We start from the raw sequence: 17,247 nt of genomic DNA, 5'->3' as shown, positions 1-17,247 counted from the left end.
AGGGATAATAAAACGGAAAAAAGAGAGATGCTCAACGGTGTGTTCTGTGATATGTCTGCTCCGACAACAATCCATCATTTATGTAAAGTTCCTGTACGATTAGAAACAGCTTTTCGTTCTGATTTTAAACTTATCTGCATACACATGTTTTAGATAAGGAGGAACAGAACATGGAAAAGAAAGTGAATTCTGTGATCAAACCGATTCAAATACTGAAGGCATTGCTTGCTTCTTATATCGTGACAGCCCTGCTTCTTTTGCTTCTGACGTTTTTGCTGTATAAGTTTGGACTGGATGAGAAGAAAGTAGAGATCGGAATCCTGATCGTGTATCTGGTATCTGCTTTTATCGGAGGAATGATAGCAGGCAAGCTGGCAGGAACGAGGCGGTTCCTGTGGGGGACTCTGATCGGAATCCTGTATTTTGCACTGCTTCTCATGATTTCAATCGGTGTATACCGCACAATCCAGGGAGGAAGCAGTATGCTGGTTTCATTTGCACTTTGTGTGGCGGGGGGGATGCTGGGAGGTATGCTCTCATGAGAAGAAAACTTGTAACACTTTGACGTTGACGCTGTCAAGGGTGTTGTGATATACTATAGTGCATAGTGAAAAGTAAGGAGGAGATTGCAATGAAGCATATTAAGACATTGAATACACAGACTCTGAACAATACAGTAAAAAAAGGCGGATGTGGAGAATGCCAGACATCTTGCCAGTCTGCTTGTAAGACATCCTGTACCGTAGGAAATCAGACTTGCGAGCACAGCAAATAAGAGAATTTTATCTTAGTATGAATCAAGGCAGCGGCTAAAAGCCGCTGTCTATTGGCGTTATGGAAAACAAATTAGAAAGGGGTACCGGTTGTGATTCATCAGTACCAGAATAACGGATATTTGATCGTGATGGATATCAACAGCGGATGCGTTCATACGGTGGATCAGGCAGCATATGACGTGATTGCATGTCTGAATGCAAGGAATGAGAACCAGACAGCCGAGACGCTTCGTCAGGATGAGACCTGGGAGGCAGTGAAAGCGGAGCTGAAGGATAAATATCCGGAAGAAGAATTAAGAGAAATATTAGAGGATGTGACAGAACTCACGGAGTCGGGGCAGTTATTTGTGAAGGATACTTATGAGCCGCTCATCGGTGAGGTCGTGAAACGCAAGACGGTTGTGAAGGCAATGTGCCTGCATATTGCGCATGACTGCAATCTGGCATGCAGATACTGCTTTGCAGAAGAAGGAGAATATCATGGAAGAAGAGCCATGATGAGTTTTGAAGTGGGAAAGAAAGCCCTGGATTTCCTGATTGCCAATTCGGGCAGCAGACGTAATCTGGAAGTGGATTTCTTCGGCGGGGAACCGCTGATGAACTGGCAGGTTGTCAAGGATCTTGTTGCATACGGAAGAGAACAGGAGAAGATACATAATAAGCATTTTCGTTTTACAGTGACGACGAATGGTGTTCTGCTGAATGATGAGATCCAGGAGTTTATCAATAAAGAGATGGATAACGTGGTCATGAGTCTCGACGGAAGAAAAGAAGTCAATGACCGTATGAGACCGTTCCGAAACGGGAAGGGCAGTTATGATCTGATCGTGCCGAAATTCCAGAAACTTGCGGATTCCAGAAATCAGGAGCGTTACTATATCCGGGGAACATTTACCAGAAATAATCTGGACTTCTCCGAGGATGTAAAGCATTTTGCAGAGCTTGGGTTCAAACAGATGTCCATCGAACCGGTTGTCGGGGATGCTTCGGATCCGTATGCGATCCGTGAAGAGGATCTGCCGAAGATTTTTGAAGAATATGATAAGCTGGCGCAGTTCGTGATTGAGAAGGAAAGAAAGGGCGAAGGCTTTAATTTCTTCCATTTTATGATCGATCTGGAAGGCGGACCGTGCCTGTATAAGAGATTGTCCGGATGCGGATCCGGAACAGAGTATTTGTCGGTAACTCCGTGGGGCGATCTCTATCCGTGCCATCAGTTTGTCGGAGATGAAGATTTCCTGATGGGAAATGTGGATGAAGGAATTACAAAACCGGAGATTGCGGACGCATTCCGGTGCTGTAATGTATATACCAAGGAAAAATGCAAGAAATGTTTTGCCAGATTCTATTGCAGCGGAGGCTGTATGGCGAATGCATATAAATATGCAGGCGGTCTGAACGACTCCTATGACATCGGATGCGAGATGGAGCGTAAGCGGGTAGAATGTGCAATCATGATAAAGGCTGCTTTGGCAGAAGAAAGGAAGTAGGACATGAAGAAAAGTAAAGGGATTATCAGCCTTGTTCTGATCGCTGCACTTATGGGACTGCTTGGATTTACCTGTGCTCAGGGATTCGGATCCTCACATTCCGGTGCAGCAAAGAACATTAACCTGGGTCTTGATCTTGCCGGCGGTGTCAGCATTACCTATCAGGCAAAGGACAAGAATCCGACCAAAGAAGAGATGGCAGATACCATCTACAAATTACAGAAACGTGTGGAACAGTACAGTACAGAGGCTTCTGTTTATCAGGAAGGCGATGACCGGATCAGCATTGAGATTCCGGGTGTTTCCGATGCAAATACTGTTCTGGAAGAACTCGGAAAACCGGGCTCACTGGAATTCCAGGATCCGAACGGAGAAGTCGTATTAAGTGGTTCTGATGTGAAGAGTGCTCAGGCACAGACTCAGCAGAACAGCACGACAAAGAATAATGAGTATGTTGTGGCTCTGGAGCTTACGGACGAAGGCGCAGAGAAATTTGCAAAGGCAACGGAAGAAAATCTTGGAAAGCAGATCGCCATTGTTTATGATGGCGAAACGATCAGTGCACCGGTGGTTAATTCTGTGATTGAAAATGGACAGGCTGTCATCGAAGGTATGGCAGATTATGAGGAAGCTGACACACTTGCTTCAACGATCCGAATCGGTGGACTGAAGCTGGAACTGGAAGAACTCCGTTCCAATGTAGTGGGGGCACAGCTTGGTGAGGAAGCAATCAGTACAAGCTTGAAAGCAGGAGCGATCGGTCTTGCGTTAGTCTTTATCTTCATGTGTATTGTATACCTGCTTCCTGGTTTTGCTGCAGGACTTGCACTTCTCATTTATACAGGACTGGTCATTGTACTTTTGAACGCATTTGACATTACACTGACTCTTCCTGGAATCGCGGGTATTATCCTCGGTATCGGTATGGCAGTTGATGCGAATGTTATTATCTTCGCGCGTGTGAGGGAAGAGATTGCTGCCGGAGTGAGTGTGAGATCATCACTCAGAAACGGATTTAAGAAGGCAATGTCCGCGATCGTGGATGGTAACGTGACTACTTTGATCGCGGCAATCGTACTGGGACTTAAGGGCTCCGGTTCTGTCAAAGGATTTGCTCAGACACTTGCTCTTGGTATCGTGATTTCCATGTTCACAGCACTTGTGATCACTCGAGTAATTGTATTTTCCTTCTATGCAATTGGAATCCGTGATGAGAAATTCTATGCAAAAAAGAAGAAAGAGACAAAGGTATTCAATTTCCTTGGCAAAAAGAATCTTTGTTTCGCAATTTCGATTGCAGTCATTGCGGTTGGCCTGATTACAATGGGGGTGCAGTCAGCAGGCGGAAATGGCTCTCTGAATTACAGCTTGGAATTTAAGGGTGGTACGGCTACCAATGTGACCTTCAATGAAGATTATGATATCAAGGAAATTGATTCTCTCATCGTACCGGTTGTAGAAGAGGTGACCGGCGATAAGAATGTTCAGACGCAGAAGGTGAAAGACAGCACACAGGTGATCATTAAGACTACGACATTGGATCTGGAACAGAGAGAAGCGTTGAATCAGGCACTTGTAGATAAATTCGGAGTAGATGAATCTCTGATTACAGCAGAAAATATCAGTTCTACTGTCAGCAAAGAGATGAGAACGGATGCGATCATCGCGGTAATTATCGCTACGATCTGTATGCTGATCTACATCTGGTTCCGTTTCAAAGACATCCGTTTCGCAACCAGCGCGGTTATCGCACTTTTGCACGATGTTCTTGTAGTACTGGCTTTCTACGCAGTGGCAAGAGTCTCCGTAGGAAATACATTCATCGCATGTATGCTTACTATTGTCGGATACTCCATCAATGCGACGATCGTTATATTCGACCGTATCCGTGAAGAAATACATTTGAAGAAACGGGATGAAAGCCTGGCAGACGTAGTAAATAAGAGTATCACCAATACACTTACCAGAAGTATTTATACTTCACTCACTACCTTTGTCATGGTTGCAGTGATCTACATCCTGGGCGTAAGTTCGATTAAGGAATTCGCAAGCCCTCTGATGGTAGGTATCGTATGCGGCGGATATTCTTCTGTATGCATCACAGGAGCCCTGTGGTATATGATGAAGACCAAATGGAAGAAGATAGAAGTTCCGGCAGGCGGAAAGAAGAAAAAATAAATTGTATTATGAAATTTGATAGAGAAAAGGTGTTGGAGTTTTCCGACACCTTTTCCATATATCAGGATAAGATTGAAAGGAAACGATAAGATGGAAAACTGGGTACTTTTGAGAAAAGGTGCGGATTTTGCACATATCAGTGAGAAATTTCATATCAGTCCGCGAATCGCTTCACTGATTCGAAACAGAGATGTCATCGGGGATGAGGCGATTGCGAAATATTTGAACGGAACGATTGCGGATCTCTATGATGGAATGTTGATGAAGGATATGGATAAGGCTGTCAATGTCCTTGTGGAGCGGATCCGGGCAGGAAAGCGTATCCGTGTTATCGGGGATTATGACATAGACGGAATACAGTCGACCTACATTCTCCTGGAAGGGTTCCGTTATCTGGGAGCTGATGTGGACAGTGATATTCCGGATCGAATGAAAGACGGATATGGATTAAATCGCCACCTGATCGACCGGGCACTTGACGCGGATGTTGACACCATTGTGACCTGCGACAATGGGATTGCGGCGGCAGAAGAAATAGCTTATGCAAAAAGCATGGGGATGACGGTGGTTGTGACAGATCATCATGAAGTACCTTATCGCGAAGAGGAAGGCGAAAGAGCATATCTTCTCCCGGAGGCGGATGCGGTTGTTGATCCCAAAAGAGCGGATTGTCTGTATCCATTTAAAGGTCTCTGCGGAGCTGCAGTCGCCTATAAGCTTGTGGAAGCATTGGCAGAAGCAATGGACAGTGATGTATGTGAGTTGGATTATTTGATGGAAAATGTCGCCATTGCCACGGTTGGAGATGTGGTGGATCTCGTGGATGAAAATCGTATTTTCGTAAAGCAGGGCCTGGAAATGCTGAAGCGTACGAAGAATAAGGGATTAAAAGCGCTGATTGAATGTACAGGAGTCAATGCTGCGAACCTGAATACCTATCATATTGGATTTGTCCTGGGACCGTGCATGAATGCAAGCGGCCGTCTGGATACAGCGAAGCGGGCGCTGGAGCTTTTGGAAGCAAGAACGCAGAAAGAGGCAGATGTGCTGGCAGGGGATTTGAAGGCTTTGAATGACAGCAGAAAGGACATGACGGCCCAGGCGGTGGAGGAAGCGTTTATTCAGGTTGAGAATACGGAGATCCGGGATGATGATGTTCTGGTAATCTATCTTCCGCAGTGTCATGAGAGTCTTGCGGGAATCGTGGCAGGAAGAGTCAGGGAGAAATATTACCGACCGGTGTTTGTCCTGACCCGCGCCCAGGAAGGGCTGAAAGGATCCGGTCGATCAATTGAGACATGGCACATGTATGAAGGATTGAATCGCTGTGCGCATCTTCTGACGCGGTTTGGCGGACATAAGATGGCGGCAGGTCTCTCGCTTCCGGAAGAGAATCTGGAGCAGTTCCGCCAGGAGATCAACCGGAAATCACAGCTATCAGAGGAAGACCTCGTGGAAAAGATACAGATTGATATGCAGCTTCCTTTTTCTGCGGTGACGGAGAAATTTGTCGGAGATATAAAGGTTCTGGAACCATTCGGAAAGGCTAACGCGAAGCCGCTGTTTGCAGAACGAAAAGTACATGTTCTTGGAGCGCGGATCCTGGGAAAAAATCGGAATGTGTTGAAACTTCGCGTGGAAGATACGAACGGAACCGGGATCGATGCAATGTATTTCGGTGATATAGAAGGCTTTTTGAATTATATAAAACAGAAGTTCGGGGATCGGGCATATCAGGATATGCTGAGCGGCAGGAATGTGCCAAGAATCCGCGCAGAGAAGGGAATCGAAATGGCATTTACATATTATCCCGATATCAATGAATACCAGGGAATAAAAACTCCACAGATTGTGATTCAAAATTATAAATAGATTTTGAAAATTCAGAATTTTGTGATATAATTAATAATATTTTATTATGCGTACAAAGGGTGGAAGGTTTCATGAAAAAGTTAGAAGATTATGTAGTAAGTATTCCGGATTTCCCGCAGGAGGGAATTATTTTCAGAGACGTGACAAGTGTATTGGAAAATGCGGATGGACTTCATCTTGCAATTGATGGTCTGGAAGAAAAAATAGGTGACAGAGAATTTGATGTGATTGTCGGACCGGAATCCAGAGGTTTCATTTTCGGAATGCCGATCGCGTACAACCATCACAAGGCATTTGTGCCGGTGCGAAAGAAGGGAAAACTTCCATGTGAGACGATATCTGCTTCCTATGAGCTGGAGTACGGCACCGCGGAAATCGAGATTCACAAGCGCTCCATCAAGCCGGGAGATAAAGTGATCATAGTGGATGATCTTCTTGCAACAGGAGGAACCGCAGAAGCAATCATTAAGCTGGTCGAGGAACTGGGCGGAGAAGTTGTAGGCTTTCTTTGTCTGATTGAGCTGGAAGGATTGAAGGGACGGAGCAAACTGGAAGGTTATCCGGTTGAGTCCGTAATCCAATATCCCGGAAACTAAGGAAAAGGAGGGGGAAGATATGGCAGATGGATGGGACATCAGTCAGGAGCCGCTGATTGAAGCGAGTAATAAAAAACTGGATATCGTCGATGGCCATGCGGTAAAGGCACCTGCAGACTATCAGAACCCGGATGAATTGTATAATAGTTTAATTGCGCGGATTCAGAAATATCATCCGTCGGCGGACATCTCAATGGTCGAAAAAGCATATTGTATCGCGAAAAACGCGCATGAAGGTCAGAAGAGAAAGTCCGGGGAAGCCTATATCATTCATCCGCTCTGGGTTGGAATCATTCTGGCGCAGCTGGAGATGGATAAGGAGACGATCACAGCAGGAATCCTTCACGATGTTGTGGAAGATACGGTCATGACGTATGATGAGATCAAGGAAGAATTCGGAGACGAAGTCGCACTTCTGGTGGACGGTGTGACGAAGCTGGGACAGTTATCCTATTCGGCGGATAAGCTGGATGTTCAGGCGGAGAACCTTAGGAAAATGTTCCTTGCTATGGCAAAAGATATCCGCGTTATCATTATTAAACTTGCAGACCGTCTGCATAATATGCGGACTCTGCAGTATATGCGGCCGGAGAAGCAGAAGGAAAAGGCGAAAGAGACCATGGACATCTACGCGCCGATCGCGCAGAGGCTTGGTATTTCTAAAATAAAGACAGAGTTGGATGACCTGGCACTGAAATACTCTCAACCGGAAGTATTCTATGATCTGGTGAAACAGATCAATGCGAGAAAGACAGAGAGAGAGGAGTTTGTTCAGCAGATCGTGGATGAGGTCTCCGCTCATATGGAAAATGCGAACATTGAGGCGGAAGTCAACGGTCGAGTGAAACATTTCTTCAGTATATATAAAAAGATGGTCAACCAGGATAAAACCGTGGATCAGATCTATGATCTGTTCGCAGTCCGGATCATTGTAGATTCTGTGAAAGACTGTTACGCTGCGCTGGGAGTCATTCACGAGATGTACACACCGGTTCCGGGAAGATTCAAGGATTATATTGCTATGCCGAAGGCAAATATGTATCAGTCGCTTCACACGACTTTGATGAGCTCTGTCGGCCAGCCGTTTGAAATTCAGATCCGAACCAAAGAGATGCACAAAACGGCAGAATATGGTATTGCCGCACACTGGAAATATAAGGAATCAAATGACGGTAAGAAGAGCGTAGAAGCGAAGGAAGAGGAGAAGCTGAGTTGGCTCAGACAGATCCTGGAGTGGCAGAAAGATATGTCCGACAACCGGGAATTTATGAACCTCCTCAAAGGAGATCTGGACCTGTTTGCGGAGGATGTATATTGCTTTACCCCGAACGGAGACGTGAAGAACCTTCCGAATGGTTCTACGCCGATTGACTTTGCCTATGCGATCCACACTGCAGTCGGCAATAAAATGGTCGGTGCGCGTGTGAACGGTAAGCTGGTCAATATTGATTATAAGATACAAAACGGTGACAGGATCGAGATCCTGACTTCACAGAATTCCAAAGGTCCCAGCCGGGACTGGCTGAATATCGTCAAAAGTACACAGGCGAAGAATAAGATCAATCAGTGGTTCAAGAAAGAGTTCCGCGAAGAAAATATTGTACGCGGAAAAGAAATGATGCTGGCCTACAGCAAGGCGAAAGGATTTGTACTGGCTGATCTTTTGAAGCCGAAATACATGCAGATCGTGCAGGAAAAATACGGATTTCGTGACTGGGATTCTATTCTGGCGGCGGTCGGACACGGCGGCCTGAAAGAAGGTCAGGTGATCAACCGTCTTGTTGAAGAATACGGCAAGGATCACAAAAAAGAGATCACCGACGAGATCGTAATGGAAAAGATCGCGGAGGCATCCAAGAATAAGGTTCACATTGCAAAATCGAAAAGTGGAATCGTTGTTAAGGGAATTGACGATATGGCAGTGCGCTTTTCCAGATGCTGTAATCCTGTTCCGGGTGACGAGATCGTCGGATTTATCACTCGAGGCCGCGGCATGTCGATCCATCGGACGGATTGTGTGAATATGATTCATTTATCAGAGCCGGAACGTGCACGACTAATACCGGCTGAGTGGGAAAAACCGGCGGACGGTGAAGGCAACGGAAGTTATCTGGCCGAAATCAAGATGTATGCAAATGATCGTCAGGGATTGCTGATGGATATGTCCAAAGTCCTGACGGAGATGAATATTGATGTGAAGTCTATGAATGTGCGCACCAGCAAGCAGGGAACGGCAACGATCGAAGCAGGTTTTGTCGTACATGGGCGTGAGGAACTGGCGAAAGTGATTGAAAAGCTCCGTCAGCTTCAAGGTGTGCTGGATATTGAACGTGCAGTCGGTTAAATAGAAAATATATCGTAAGAAGAGGATATGAATATGAAAATAGAGAAGTTTGTAACAGGTATTATCAGTACCAATTGTTATATTCTGTCAAATGAAGACACGAAGGAAGCGGTCATCGTTGATCCGGCGAATCTTTCACGGAAAATGGTGAGTTATATGGAAGAGGAACAATTAAAACCCAAAGCCATCCTTCTGACGCATGCGCATTTTGATCATATTATGGGAATTGATAAGATTATAGCCATGTTTGGGGAAATCCCGGTTTATGTGGAAGAAAATGATCTGGACCTCCTTCACAAAGCGGAACTGAACGAATCTACGACCTATACGGCGGGATACAGCTATGCAGGCGGTGAGGTGATTCATGACAAAGATGTGCTGTCGTTGATCGGATATGAATTTCAGGTGATTCATACACCGGGACATACGGCAGGAGGTGTCTGTTATTATGTGAAAGATGCAAATGTACTTTTCAGCGGAGACACGCTGTTCTGCTGCTCCGTGGGAAGATCTGATTTCGCGACGAGCAGTACTTCGGATCTGATCCGTTCGATTAAGGAGAAGCTGTTCCTTCTCCCGGACGAGACGATCGTGTATCCGGGACATATGGGTGCAACAACGATCGGGAATGAAAAGGTAAATAATCCTTATGTGTAACATGAAAATGGATAGAAAAACACAGGCAGAAGAGGTTTAATAAGGCATGATTCAGATTATATGTCAGAATGAGCGGTATACCTACGACATGTATCATATCGTAAAATCGTTCTTTCCGGATGCCGTGATAAACCAGACGGTGGATGCAGAACAAGAATCACTGATTCAGATCAGAGTGGATGGTGATTCTTGTTTTTGTTGCCAAGCAAACGACGAAGAGGTTCGCGGAACCTTTTTAGGTAGTAACGAACCGGGAATCTTTACGGTTGAACCGTCTGAAACGGATCCGATTGCAGATAAAAGGGAAAAAAAGAGATATATCAATAAAAAATTATATATATGGTTGTCAGAACTCACAGGAGAAAGCCATGCATGGGGGGATATGACAGGAGTACGTCCGACGAAAATGCTCATGGAGAAGCTGGAGGAAGGATTTTCTGATGACGAAATCGTCAGATTTATGGCAGATACTTATGTGGTAGGTGAGAAGAAAGCACGCCTCGGTATCGAAATCGCAAAACGGGAGAAGGAACAGCTTGGAAAGCTGGATTATGAAAATGGATACAGCCTCTATATCGGAATTCCGTTTTGCCCCACGACCTGCAGTTATTGTTCCTTCACGTCTTATCCGATCGCAAAATGGGAAAAACGTACGGATGAGTATGTGGATGCGCTTCTGGAGGAACTGACCGGCATTGCCGAAATGTCACGCAATAAAAATTTGAACACGATCTATATGGGCGGAGGAACGCCTACGACGCTGAGCGCAGAGCAGATGGATCGGGTGCTTACCCATCTGGAAGAAAAATTCAGCTATGAAGAGCTGAAAGAGTTTACAATCGAGGCAGGGCGTCCGGACAGTATCACGAAGGAGAAACTGGAAGTTATATACCGGCACAACGTTGGGCGGATTTCCATCAATCCACAGACGATGCAGCAGAGGACTCTGGATGCGATCGGACGTCATCACACAGTAGAAGATATCGTATGCGTCTATCATATGGCCCGCGAAATCGGATTTGACAACATCAATATGGATCTCATTGCCGGTCTCCCGGGAGAGCATCCCTGTGATATGGAAGACACACTGCGTCAGATACGGCAGCTGGAGCCGGACAGCTTGACTGTACATGCACTTGCAATGAAGCATGGTTCCCGGCTTACAAGGGAGAAGGCCCAGCAGACGGGCGGCGGAAACGCGGGAGAGGAGCAGATGAAGAATGCACAGATGGCCCGTGAGCTGGAAGAAATGATCGATATGGCGTCTGTGGCTGCGAGAGAGATGGATCTGCATCCGTATTATCTGTATCGGCAGAAGAATATCGCCGGAAATTTTGAAAATGTGGGCTATGCAAAGGTTGACAAAGCCGGAATTTACAATATACTAATTATGGAGGAAAAACAATCGATCATTGCAGCGGGGGCGGGTGCTTCCACCAAGATCGTACTTCCCTATGAGATTCCGGCGCCGGGCAGCAGGAACGGCAGAATGACGAATCTGATCAGAATAGAAAATGTCAGGGACGTGGGAGAGTATATTTCACGAGTCCATGAGATGATAGAACGAAAAGGAGAATGGCTATGGCATTAAAGAAGAAACCGGTTACCGGTATGAAGGACATGCTCCCGAAGGAGATGGAGATCCGGGATTACGTAATCCAGATGATCAAAGACACTTACAAAACTTTCGGGTTTACCTCCATGGAGACTCCATGTGTGGAACATATTGAGAATCTCTGCAGTAAACAGGGTGGAGATAACGAAAAACTGATCTTCAAGATTTTGAAACGTGGTGAGAAGCTTAAGATCGATGAGGCGAAAGAAGAGGCGGATCTGGTGGACGGAGGACTCCGCTATGATCTGACTGTACCGCTCGCAAGATATTACGCAAACCATGCAAATGAACTACCGTCTCCATTTAAGGCGCTTCAGATCGGAAATGTATGGCGTGCTGACCGTCCGCAGAGAGGCCGGTTCCGCCAGTTCATGCAGTGTGATATCGATATTCTCGGAGAACCGGGCAATCTGGCCGAGATCGAGCTGATTCTGGCGACCACAACGATGCTTGGGAAGATGGATTTCCATAATTTCACCGTCAATATTAATGACCGGAATATTCTGAAAGCCATGGCAGCATACAGCGGCTTTAAAGAAGAAGATTTCGATGAAGTATTTATTATTCTGGATAAGATGGATAAGATCGGAGCTGAAGGTGTCGGAGCTGAACTCCAGGAGATGGGGTATACCAAAGAAAATGTTGACACCTATCTGGGGCTTTTTGATGAGATCAGCCCGGATGTGGAAGGAATCCGTTTCTGCCGCAAGAAGCTGGCAGGATTCCTAGATGAGAAGGTGGCAGACAGCATGGAAACGATCATTTCCTGCGTGGAAAGTGCTAAGGAGGCAGATTTTAAAGTGAAATTTAATCCGACTCTGGTGCGCGGACAGTCTTATTATACCGGAACTATTTTCGAGGTTACGATGGATGAGTTTGGCGGTGCAGTCGCCGGAGGCGGGCGTTATGATAAGATGATCGGTAAATTTACCGGTCAGGACACCCCGGCATGTGGATTCTCGATTGGATTTGAGCGTATTGTTATGCTTCTTCTGGAGAATGGATATGAGATCCCGTCAAAGCGTCAGAAGAAGGCATACCTTCTGGAGAAAGGCATGCATCAGGAAGGAATTCTGAAAGTACTTGCTATGGCGAAAGAAGACCGTGCAAACGGAAAGCAGGTTCTGATCGCCAACATGAAGAAGAATAAAAAATTCCAGAAGGATCAGCTGATCGCGGATGGGTATGAGGATATTACGGATTGCTATAAAGATTCCGTAATGGAACTGTAAATAGATAAAAACAGGAGGAAGAAATCATGGCAGAATCAATGATGGGCCTGAAAAGAACGCACCGTTGTGCGGAACTTTCCGAGGCAAATATTGGTGAGAGAGTGACCATCATGGGATGGGTTCAGAAGAACAGAAATAAAGGAGGACTGGTTTTCGTCGATGTGCGTGACCGTTCAGGAATCATTCAGGTCGTATGTGAAGAGGGAAGCACAGCTCCGGAGATTATTGAAAAGGCTGCGAAGCTGAGAAGTGAATTTGTCATTGCGGTTGTAGGAAAAGTAGAAGCTCGTTCCGGTGCGGTCAATGAAAATCTGGCAACCGGTGCCATCGAGATCAAACCGGAAGAACTCAGGGTGTTGTCCGAATCCGAGACACCTCCGTTCCCGATTGAAGAGAATTCCAAGACAAAGGAAGATCTGCGTTTGAAATATCGTTTCCTTGATCTTCGAAGACCGGATATTCAGAGAAATCTGATGATGAGAAGCCGTGTGGCAACGCTGACTCGTCAGTTCCTTGCAGAAGAAGGATTTCTTGAGATTGAGACTCCTTTCCTGATCAAGAGTACACCGGAAGGCGCAAGAGATTATCTTGTTCCGAGCCGTGTTCATCCGGGAAATTTCTATGCACTTCCGCAGTCACCGCAGATTTTCAAACAGCTTTTGATGTGTTCCGGATATGACCGCTATTTCCAGATCGTAAAGTGTTTCCGTGACGAGGATCTCCGTGCTGACCGTCAGCCGGAATTTACACAGATCGATATGGAATTGTCTTTTGTTGATGTAGACGATGTGATCGATGTCAATGAACGTCTTCTTGCAAAGCTGTTCAAAGAAGTGCTGGATATCGATGTTGAGCTTCCGATCCAGAGAATGACCTGGCAGGAGGCCATGGATCGCTTCGGATCCGACAAACCGGACATTCGTTTCGGTATGGAACTTCAGAATGTGACAGAAGTTGTAAAAGATTTTGATTTTGTAGTCTTTAAGAATGCGATTGAAAAAGGCGGAACTGTCCGTGGCATTAACGCAAAAGGACAGGGCGCGATGCCGAGAAAGAAAATTGACAAGCTGGTTGATTTCGCAAAGGACTATGGTGCAAAAGGACTGGCCTACATTGCAATCCAGAAAGACGGTACCGTGAAATCTTCCTTTGCTAAATTCATGAATGAAGAACAACAGAAAGCATTGATCGAGGCTATGGGAGGAGAAAACGGCGACCTGCTTCTCTTTGCTGCTGATAAGAATAAAGTGGTATGGGATGTCCTCGGAGCACTCCGCCTGGAGCTCGCACGACAGATGGAACTTCTGGATAAAAACGAATACAAATTCCTCTGGGTAACGGAATTCCCGCTTCTTGAGTGGAGTGAAGAGCAGAATCGTTTCACAGCGATGCATCATCCGTTCACCATGCCGATGGAAGAAGACCTTCAGTACATCGATTCTGATCCGGGAAGAGTACGTGCCAAAGCATACGATATCGTTCTGAACGGAAACGAGATCGGAGGAGGAAGTGTGCGTATCTTCAATCAGGAAATCCAGAGTAAGATGTTTGAAGTACTCGGTTTCACACCCGAGCAGGCCGAAGAACAGTTTGGATTCTTATTGAATGCGTTTAAATACGGTGTACCGCCGCACGCAGGACTTGCTTACGGACTGGATCGTCTGGTTATGCTGATGGCAAAACAGGACAGCATCCGCGACGTGATCGCATTCCCGAAGGTGAAGGATGCATCTGATTTGATGACCGAGGCTCCGGCAGCAGTTGACAAAAAACAGCTGGAAGAGCTGGGACTGGAACTTGCGGGAACAAAGGAAGAGAAGGAAGAAGAATAAGAATAAAAGAAGAGAAGCACGCTGTCCAGAAAATGGATGACGTGCTTTTTTCTATAGAAAACTTCACTTCCATGACGAATAATCTAGACTTGCAAAAAAATTGTATAAAAGAAAACCACTGGGATATCTCAGTGGTTAAAGAGCGACAGACGGGACTCGAACCCGCGACCTCCACCTTGGCAAGGTGGCGTACTACCAACTGTACTACTATCGCATGTGTAATTGTCGTTCCTCAGAACAATATATACTATACCTTATGAATGAACATTTGTCAACTGATTTGTGAAGAAATGCATGTTCAACTTTTTGAGGATTTGTGGATATTTTGCTGACAATTCGTTTGAAACAAATGAAAAGTCATACATGCAAAACGAAAAAAAGGGTTGACGAAGTGCACGCATATAGGGTATACTATATTTTGTTCAGAGGAACGCAAATTCATACATGCGATAGTAGTACAGTTGGTAGTACGCCACCTTGCCAAGGTGGAGGTCGCGGGTTCGAGTCCCGTCTGTCGCTCTGGAAACAATGGAGTTTATGCTCCATTGTTTTTTTTATGTAATTCTTTGCTCAGAAGTAATGCTAGTAAAGTTTTCTGGACATTTATTGTTAACAACGAAGATAAGCGCGCAAGAATCGTAACACTGATCGTTCTGTTTGTCGGTGTATTATTGATTGCATCATTGAAAGGAATCCTTCAGAATGAGTATTTTTCAACAGCCAGTAATTACCTCTTACCGGCACTTTTCGGATGTATGACACTCGGTATGATTGGACGTGGAAATGGACCTACATATGTAAAGAATAAACTGCTCATCATGGTTGTTCCTGCTGTTTTGATATCAATCCTAACTGTCATGGGGATTGCGTCTACCGGTTTGGCCGGTATTCTGATTCTTGTAATGATTCCTGTCACGATTCTGTGTGCACGGATACTTTTTATTTTTTGTGAATTTATACCTTTGAAATTTGGACGAAAAAAATGGTATCATATATTATAAGGTGCTGTTTTGGAATGTGTCGGTTGTAGAAATCGAAGTAGACACAGCGAATATCGAGCGGAGAATGAAGGAGGTATGATTGTGTATCAAATTGGAGATTACATTGTAAAATCTACAGATGGTGTATGCAAAGTGGAAGACATCCTGCATTTGAACATGTCTGGAGTTGATTGCAAGAAAGAGTACTATTTATTGATACCGGTTGGAGAGAAGGCCGAAAAAATATATGTCCCTGTCGACACAAAAACCAATATCAGAAAGGCTATGACGGAAGAGGAAGCTTTGAAACTGATCGACAAAATACCCGAGATTGAGGAAATGTGGGTGGACAATGAAAAAATGAGGGAGCAGCGATATAAGGAAGCGGTTCGAAGCGGCGATCCGGAATCTCTGATCAGTATTATTAAAATGATATACTTGCGCAAGCAGAAAAGAATGGCCCAGGGCAAAAAAACGATGATGGTAGATGAGCGCTATTTTCAAAAGGCGGAACAGAGCCTGTATTCAGAACTTGGTTTTGCACTCGGGAAAAACAAGGATGAAGTGTGCCGGATTATTGAAGAGTCGGTAAAACGAAAGAAAAAATAGAATCAGAAAAAAGGAGTCTGCATTGCCGGTTAATGGCTGAGGCAGACTCCTCTTTTATGTAATGAATTTCATTCACTAAAATATACGAAAAGCAAAATCCGATTACCGGAGGAAGAACCAGTATCCGGCAAATGCAGCTGCAGCAAGGATCAGAATGACAAGAATCACGACCAGTACGACCGGAAAACGTCCGCCTTCATCCTCGTCATCTTCATCAAGCATATTCTGGTAATTCTCACGCATTTCTTTTTCACGGGATTCACGCACATGCTTCGGCGGAATGTTGGAGTAAGTCTGTTCTGACTTTCTGTTATCGATCTGTTTGCGTCTGACCGGTTTCGGCTGATCCTCAAAGGCACTGTCCAGTGCATCGGAAAATTCCTCGATCGGATCTTCCATTGCGCGCGGTGCCGGTTTTACCGGACGTGGTTTTTTCTTCGGACGCGGTGCTTCTTCATCGAAGCCTGGACGTTCAATTGCAACAGTCTCATCCAGAGCTGCTTTTTTCTTTTTGGCAGGAACGGTTTTCTTCTCAGGCATAGTTTTCTCTTTTACCGGAGCAGCAGGTTTCTTTCTGGGTGCTGCTTCTTTAGCTTCCGGAGAAACAGGTCTCTTCTTCGGAGCTGCCTTCTTCTCAGTCGCTGCAGCCTTTGCCTGTGGGAATTCCTGGGTGTTTGCCTCAGACCCGGAAGGAACAGGTTTCTTTTTCCTGGCAGGGGCTGCCGGTTTGGCAGAAGACTCGGAGACAGGTGCCTTTCTCACCGGGTTTTCATTTCCCGGAACAGGATTCGGATTCACCGGGCGTTTTTTGCGCTTTGGCTTTGGCGTTTCTGTATCAACTTCCTTCTTGGCACGCTGTTTATCTAAATTCCACTGTTTCTTGCAATCGTGGCAAATGGCAAATTCGTTGTAGATAGCCTCACCGTCTGCAGTCTCACCGACTTTCTTGTTTCTGATCTCAAGTTCTTTGTTACAAATGGGGCATTTCATTCGTTATCTCTCCTCTTTGGCTTTTCATAGTCTTAATGTCCATACATATATAATGTTATCACTTCTGGAAAAGAAG

Annotated in this window: 14 protein-coding genes and 2 tRNA genes; 14 read left to right on the top strand and 2 right to left on the bottom strand. The window is 45.4% G+C overall.

Annotated elements, in window-relative coordinates:
* The first annotated feature begins 170 nt into the window (after positions 1-170).
* The 11 genes from ACTNBF_RS02305 (at position 171) to aspS (ending at position 14,592) form a co-directional block, all read left to right on the top strand.
* A complete protein-coding gene (locus ACTNBF_RS02305; RefSeq protein WP_427807141.1) occupies positions 171-542 on the top strand; it encodes a TIGR04086 family membrane protein in 372 nt (123 codons plus the stop codon).
* Positions 543-631: 89 nt separating this feature from the next.
* Entirely contained in the window at positions 632-775 is a 144-nt protein-coding gene (gene scfA, locus ACTNBF_RS02300; RefSeq protein ID WP_008369659.1) for a six-cysteine ranthipeptide SCIFF, read from the top strand.
* Between the two features lie 90 nt (positions 776-865).
* Positions 866-2,266, top strand: coding sequence for a thioether cross-link-forming SCIFF peptide maturase (gene scfB, locus ACTNBF_RS02295; RefSeq protein WP_427807142.1), 1,401 nt, complete (start codon positions 866-868; stop codon positions 2,264-2,266).
* Positions 2,267-2,269: 3 nt separating this feature from the next.
* Complete coding sequence (gene secD, locus ACTNBF_RS02290) at positions 2,270-4,444, top strand: protein translocase subunit SecD (protein WP_441050058.1); 2,175 nt, start codon at positions 2,270-2,272, stop codon at positions 4,442-4,444.
* 90 nt (positions 4,445-4,534) lie between these two features.
* Positions 4,535-6,316: a single-stranded-DNA-specific exonuclease RecJ gene (recJ, locus tag ACTNBF_RS02285; protein ID WP_441050057.1), complete on the top strand. Its 1,782-nt coding sequence runs from the start codon at positions 4,535-4,537 to the stop codon at positions 6,314-6,316.
* A 71-nt stretch (positions 6,317-6,387) separates the two neighbouring features.
* Positions 6,388-6,912 (top strand): adenine phosphoribosyltransferase, encoded by a 525-nt coding sequence (locus ACTNBF_RS02280; protein ID WP_427807145.1) that lies wholly within the window; start codon positions 6,388-6,390, stop codon positions 6,910-6,912.
* A gap of 19 nt (positions 6,913-6,931) precedes the next feature.
* On the top strand, positions 6,932-9,256 hold the full coding sequence (locus tag ACTNBF_RS02275; protein WP_427819876.1) for a RelA/SpoT family protein: 2,325 nt from the start codon (positions 6,932-6,934) through the stop codon (positions 9,254-9,256).
* A 33-nt stretch (positions 9,257-9,289) separates the two neighbouring features.
* Positions 9,290-9,913: an MBL fold metallo-hydrolase gene (locus tag ACTNBF_RS02270; RefSeq protein WP_427807147.1), complete on the top strand. Its 624-nt coding sequence runs from the start codon at positions 9,290-9,292 to the stop codon at positions 9,911-9,913.
* A gap of 46 nt (positions 9,914-9,959) precedes the next feature.
* Positions 9,960-11,504, top strand: coding sequence for a coproporphyrinogen dehydrogenase HemZ (hemZ, locus tag ACTNBF_RS02265; RefSeq protein ID WP_441050056.1), 1,545 nt, complete (start codon positions 9,960-9,962; stop codon positions 11,502-11,504).
* The gene (gene hisS, locus ACTNBF_RS02260; protein ID WP_427819874.1) at positions 11,489-12,760 is read left to right on the top strand and encodes a histidine--tRNA ligase; all 1,272 of its coding nucleotides are present in this window, start codon (positions 11,489-11,491) and stop codon (positions 12,758-12,760) included. The genes hemZ and hisS overlap by 16 nt, the downstream gene beginning before the upstream one ends.
* Before the next feature lie 26 nt (positions 12,761-12,786).
* A complete protein-coding gene (aspS, locus tag ACTNBF_RS02255) occupies positions 12,787-14,592 on the top strand; it encodes an aspartate--tRNA ligase (RefSeq protein ID WP_441050055.1) in 1,806 nt (601 codons plus the stop codon).
* Positions 14,593-14,733: 141 nt separating this feature from the next.
* Here the strand turns inward: aspS and ACTNBF_RS02250 are convergent.
* Positions 14,734-14,806, bottom strand: a tRNA-Gly gene (locus ACTNBF_RS02250).
* A gap of 232 nt (positions 14,807-15,038) precedes the next feature.
* Between ACTNBF_RS02250 and ACTNBF_RS02245 the strand changes: the two genes are divergently transcribed.
* The 3 genes from ACTNBF_RS02245 to ACTNBF_RS02235 all read left to right on the top strand — a co-directional run bounded on the left by ACTNBF_RS02245 (position 15,039) and on the right by ACTNBF_RS02235 (position 16,181).
* A tRNA-Gly gene (locus ACTNBF_RS02245) sits at positions 15,039-15,111 on the top strand.
* Between the two features lie 47 nt (positions 15,112-15,158).
* Positions 15,159-15,593 (top strand): hypothetical protein, encoded by a 435-nt coding sequence (locus tag ACTNBF_RS02240; RefSeq protein WP_441088696.1) that lies wholly within the window; start codon positions 15,159-15,161, stop codon positions 15,591-15,593.
* An 81-nt stretch (positions 15,594-15,674) separates the two neighbouring features.
* Positions 15,675-16,181, top strand: a complete 507-nt coding sequence (locus tag ACTNBF_RS02235; protein ID WP_427819872.1) for a CarD family transcriptional regulator — start codon at positions 15,675-15,677, stop codon at positions 16,179-16,181.
* A gap of 102 nt (positions 16,182-16,283) precedes the next feature.
* Here the strand turns inward: ACTNBF_RS02235 and ACTNBF_RS02230 are convergent, their stop codons facing one another.
* On the bottom strand, positions 16,284-17,171 hold the full coding sequence (locus ACTNBF_RS02230) for a hypothetical protein (RefSeq protein WP_441050053.1): 888 nt from the start codon (positions 17,169-17,171) through the stop codon (positions 16,284-16,286).
* Positions 17,172-17,247 lie beyond the last annotated feature (76 nt).

Origin of the sequence: Bariatricus sp. HCP28S3_A4 (genome assembly GCF_052066395.1) — a bacterium.
GTDB lineage: Bacteria > Bacillota > Clostridia > Lachnospirales > Lachnospiraceae > Allocoprococcus.
This window is presented reverse-complemented; position numbering and strand designations above follow the sequence as displayed.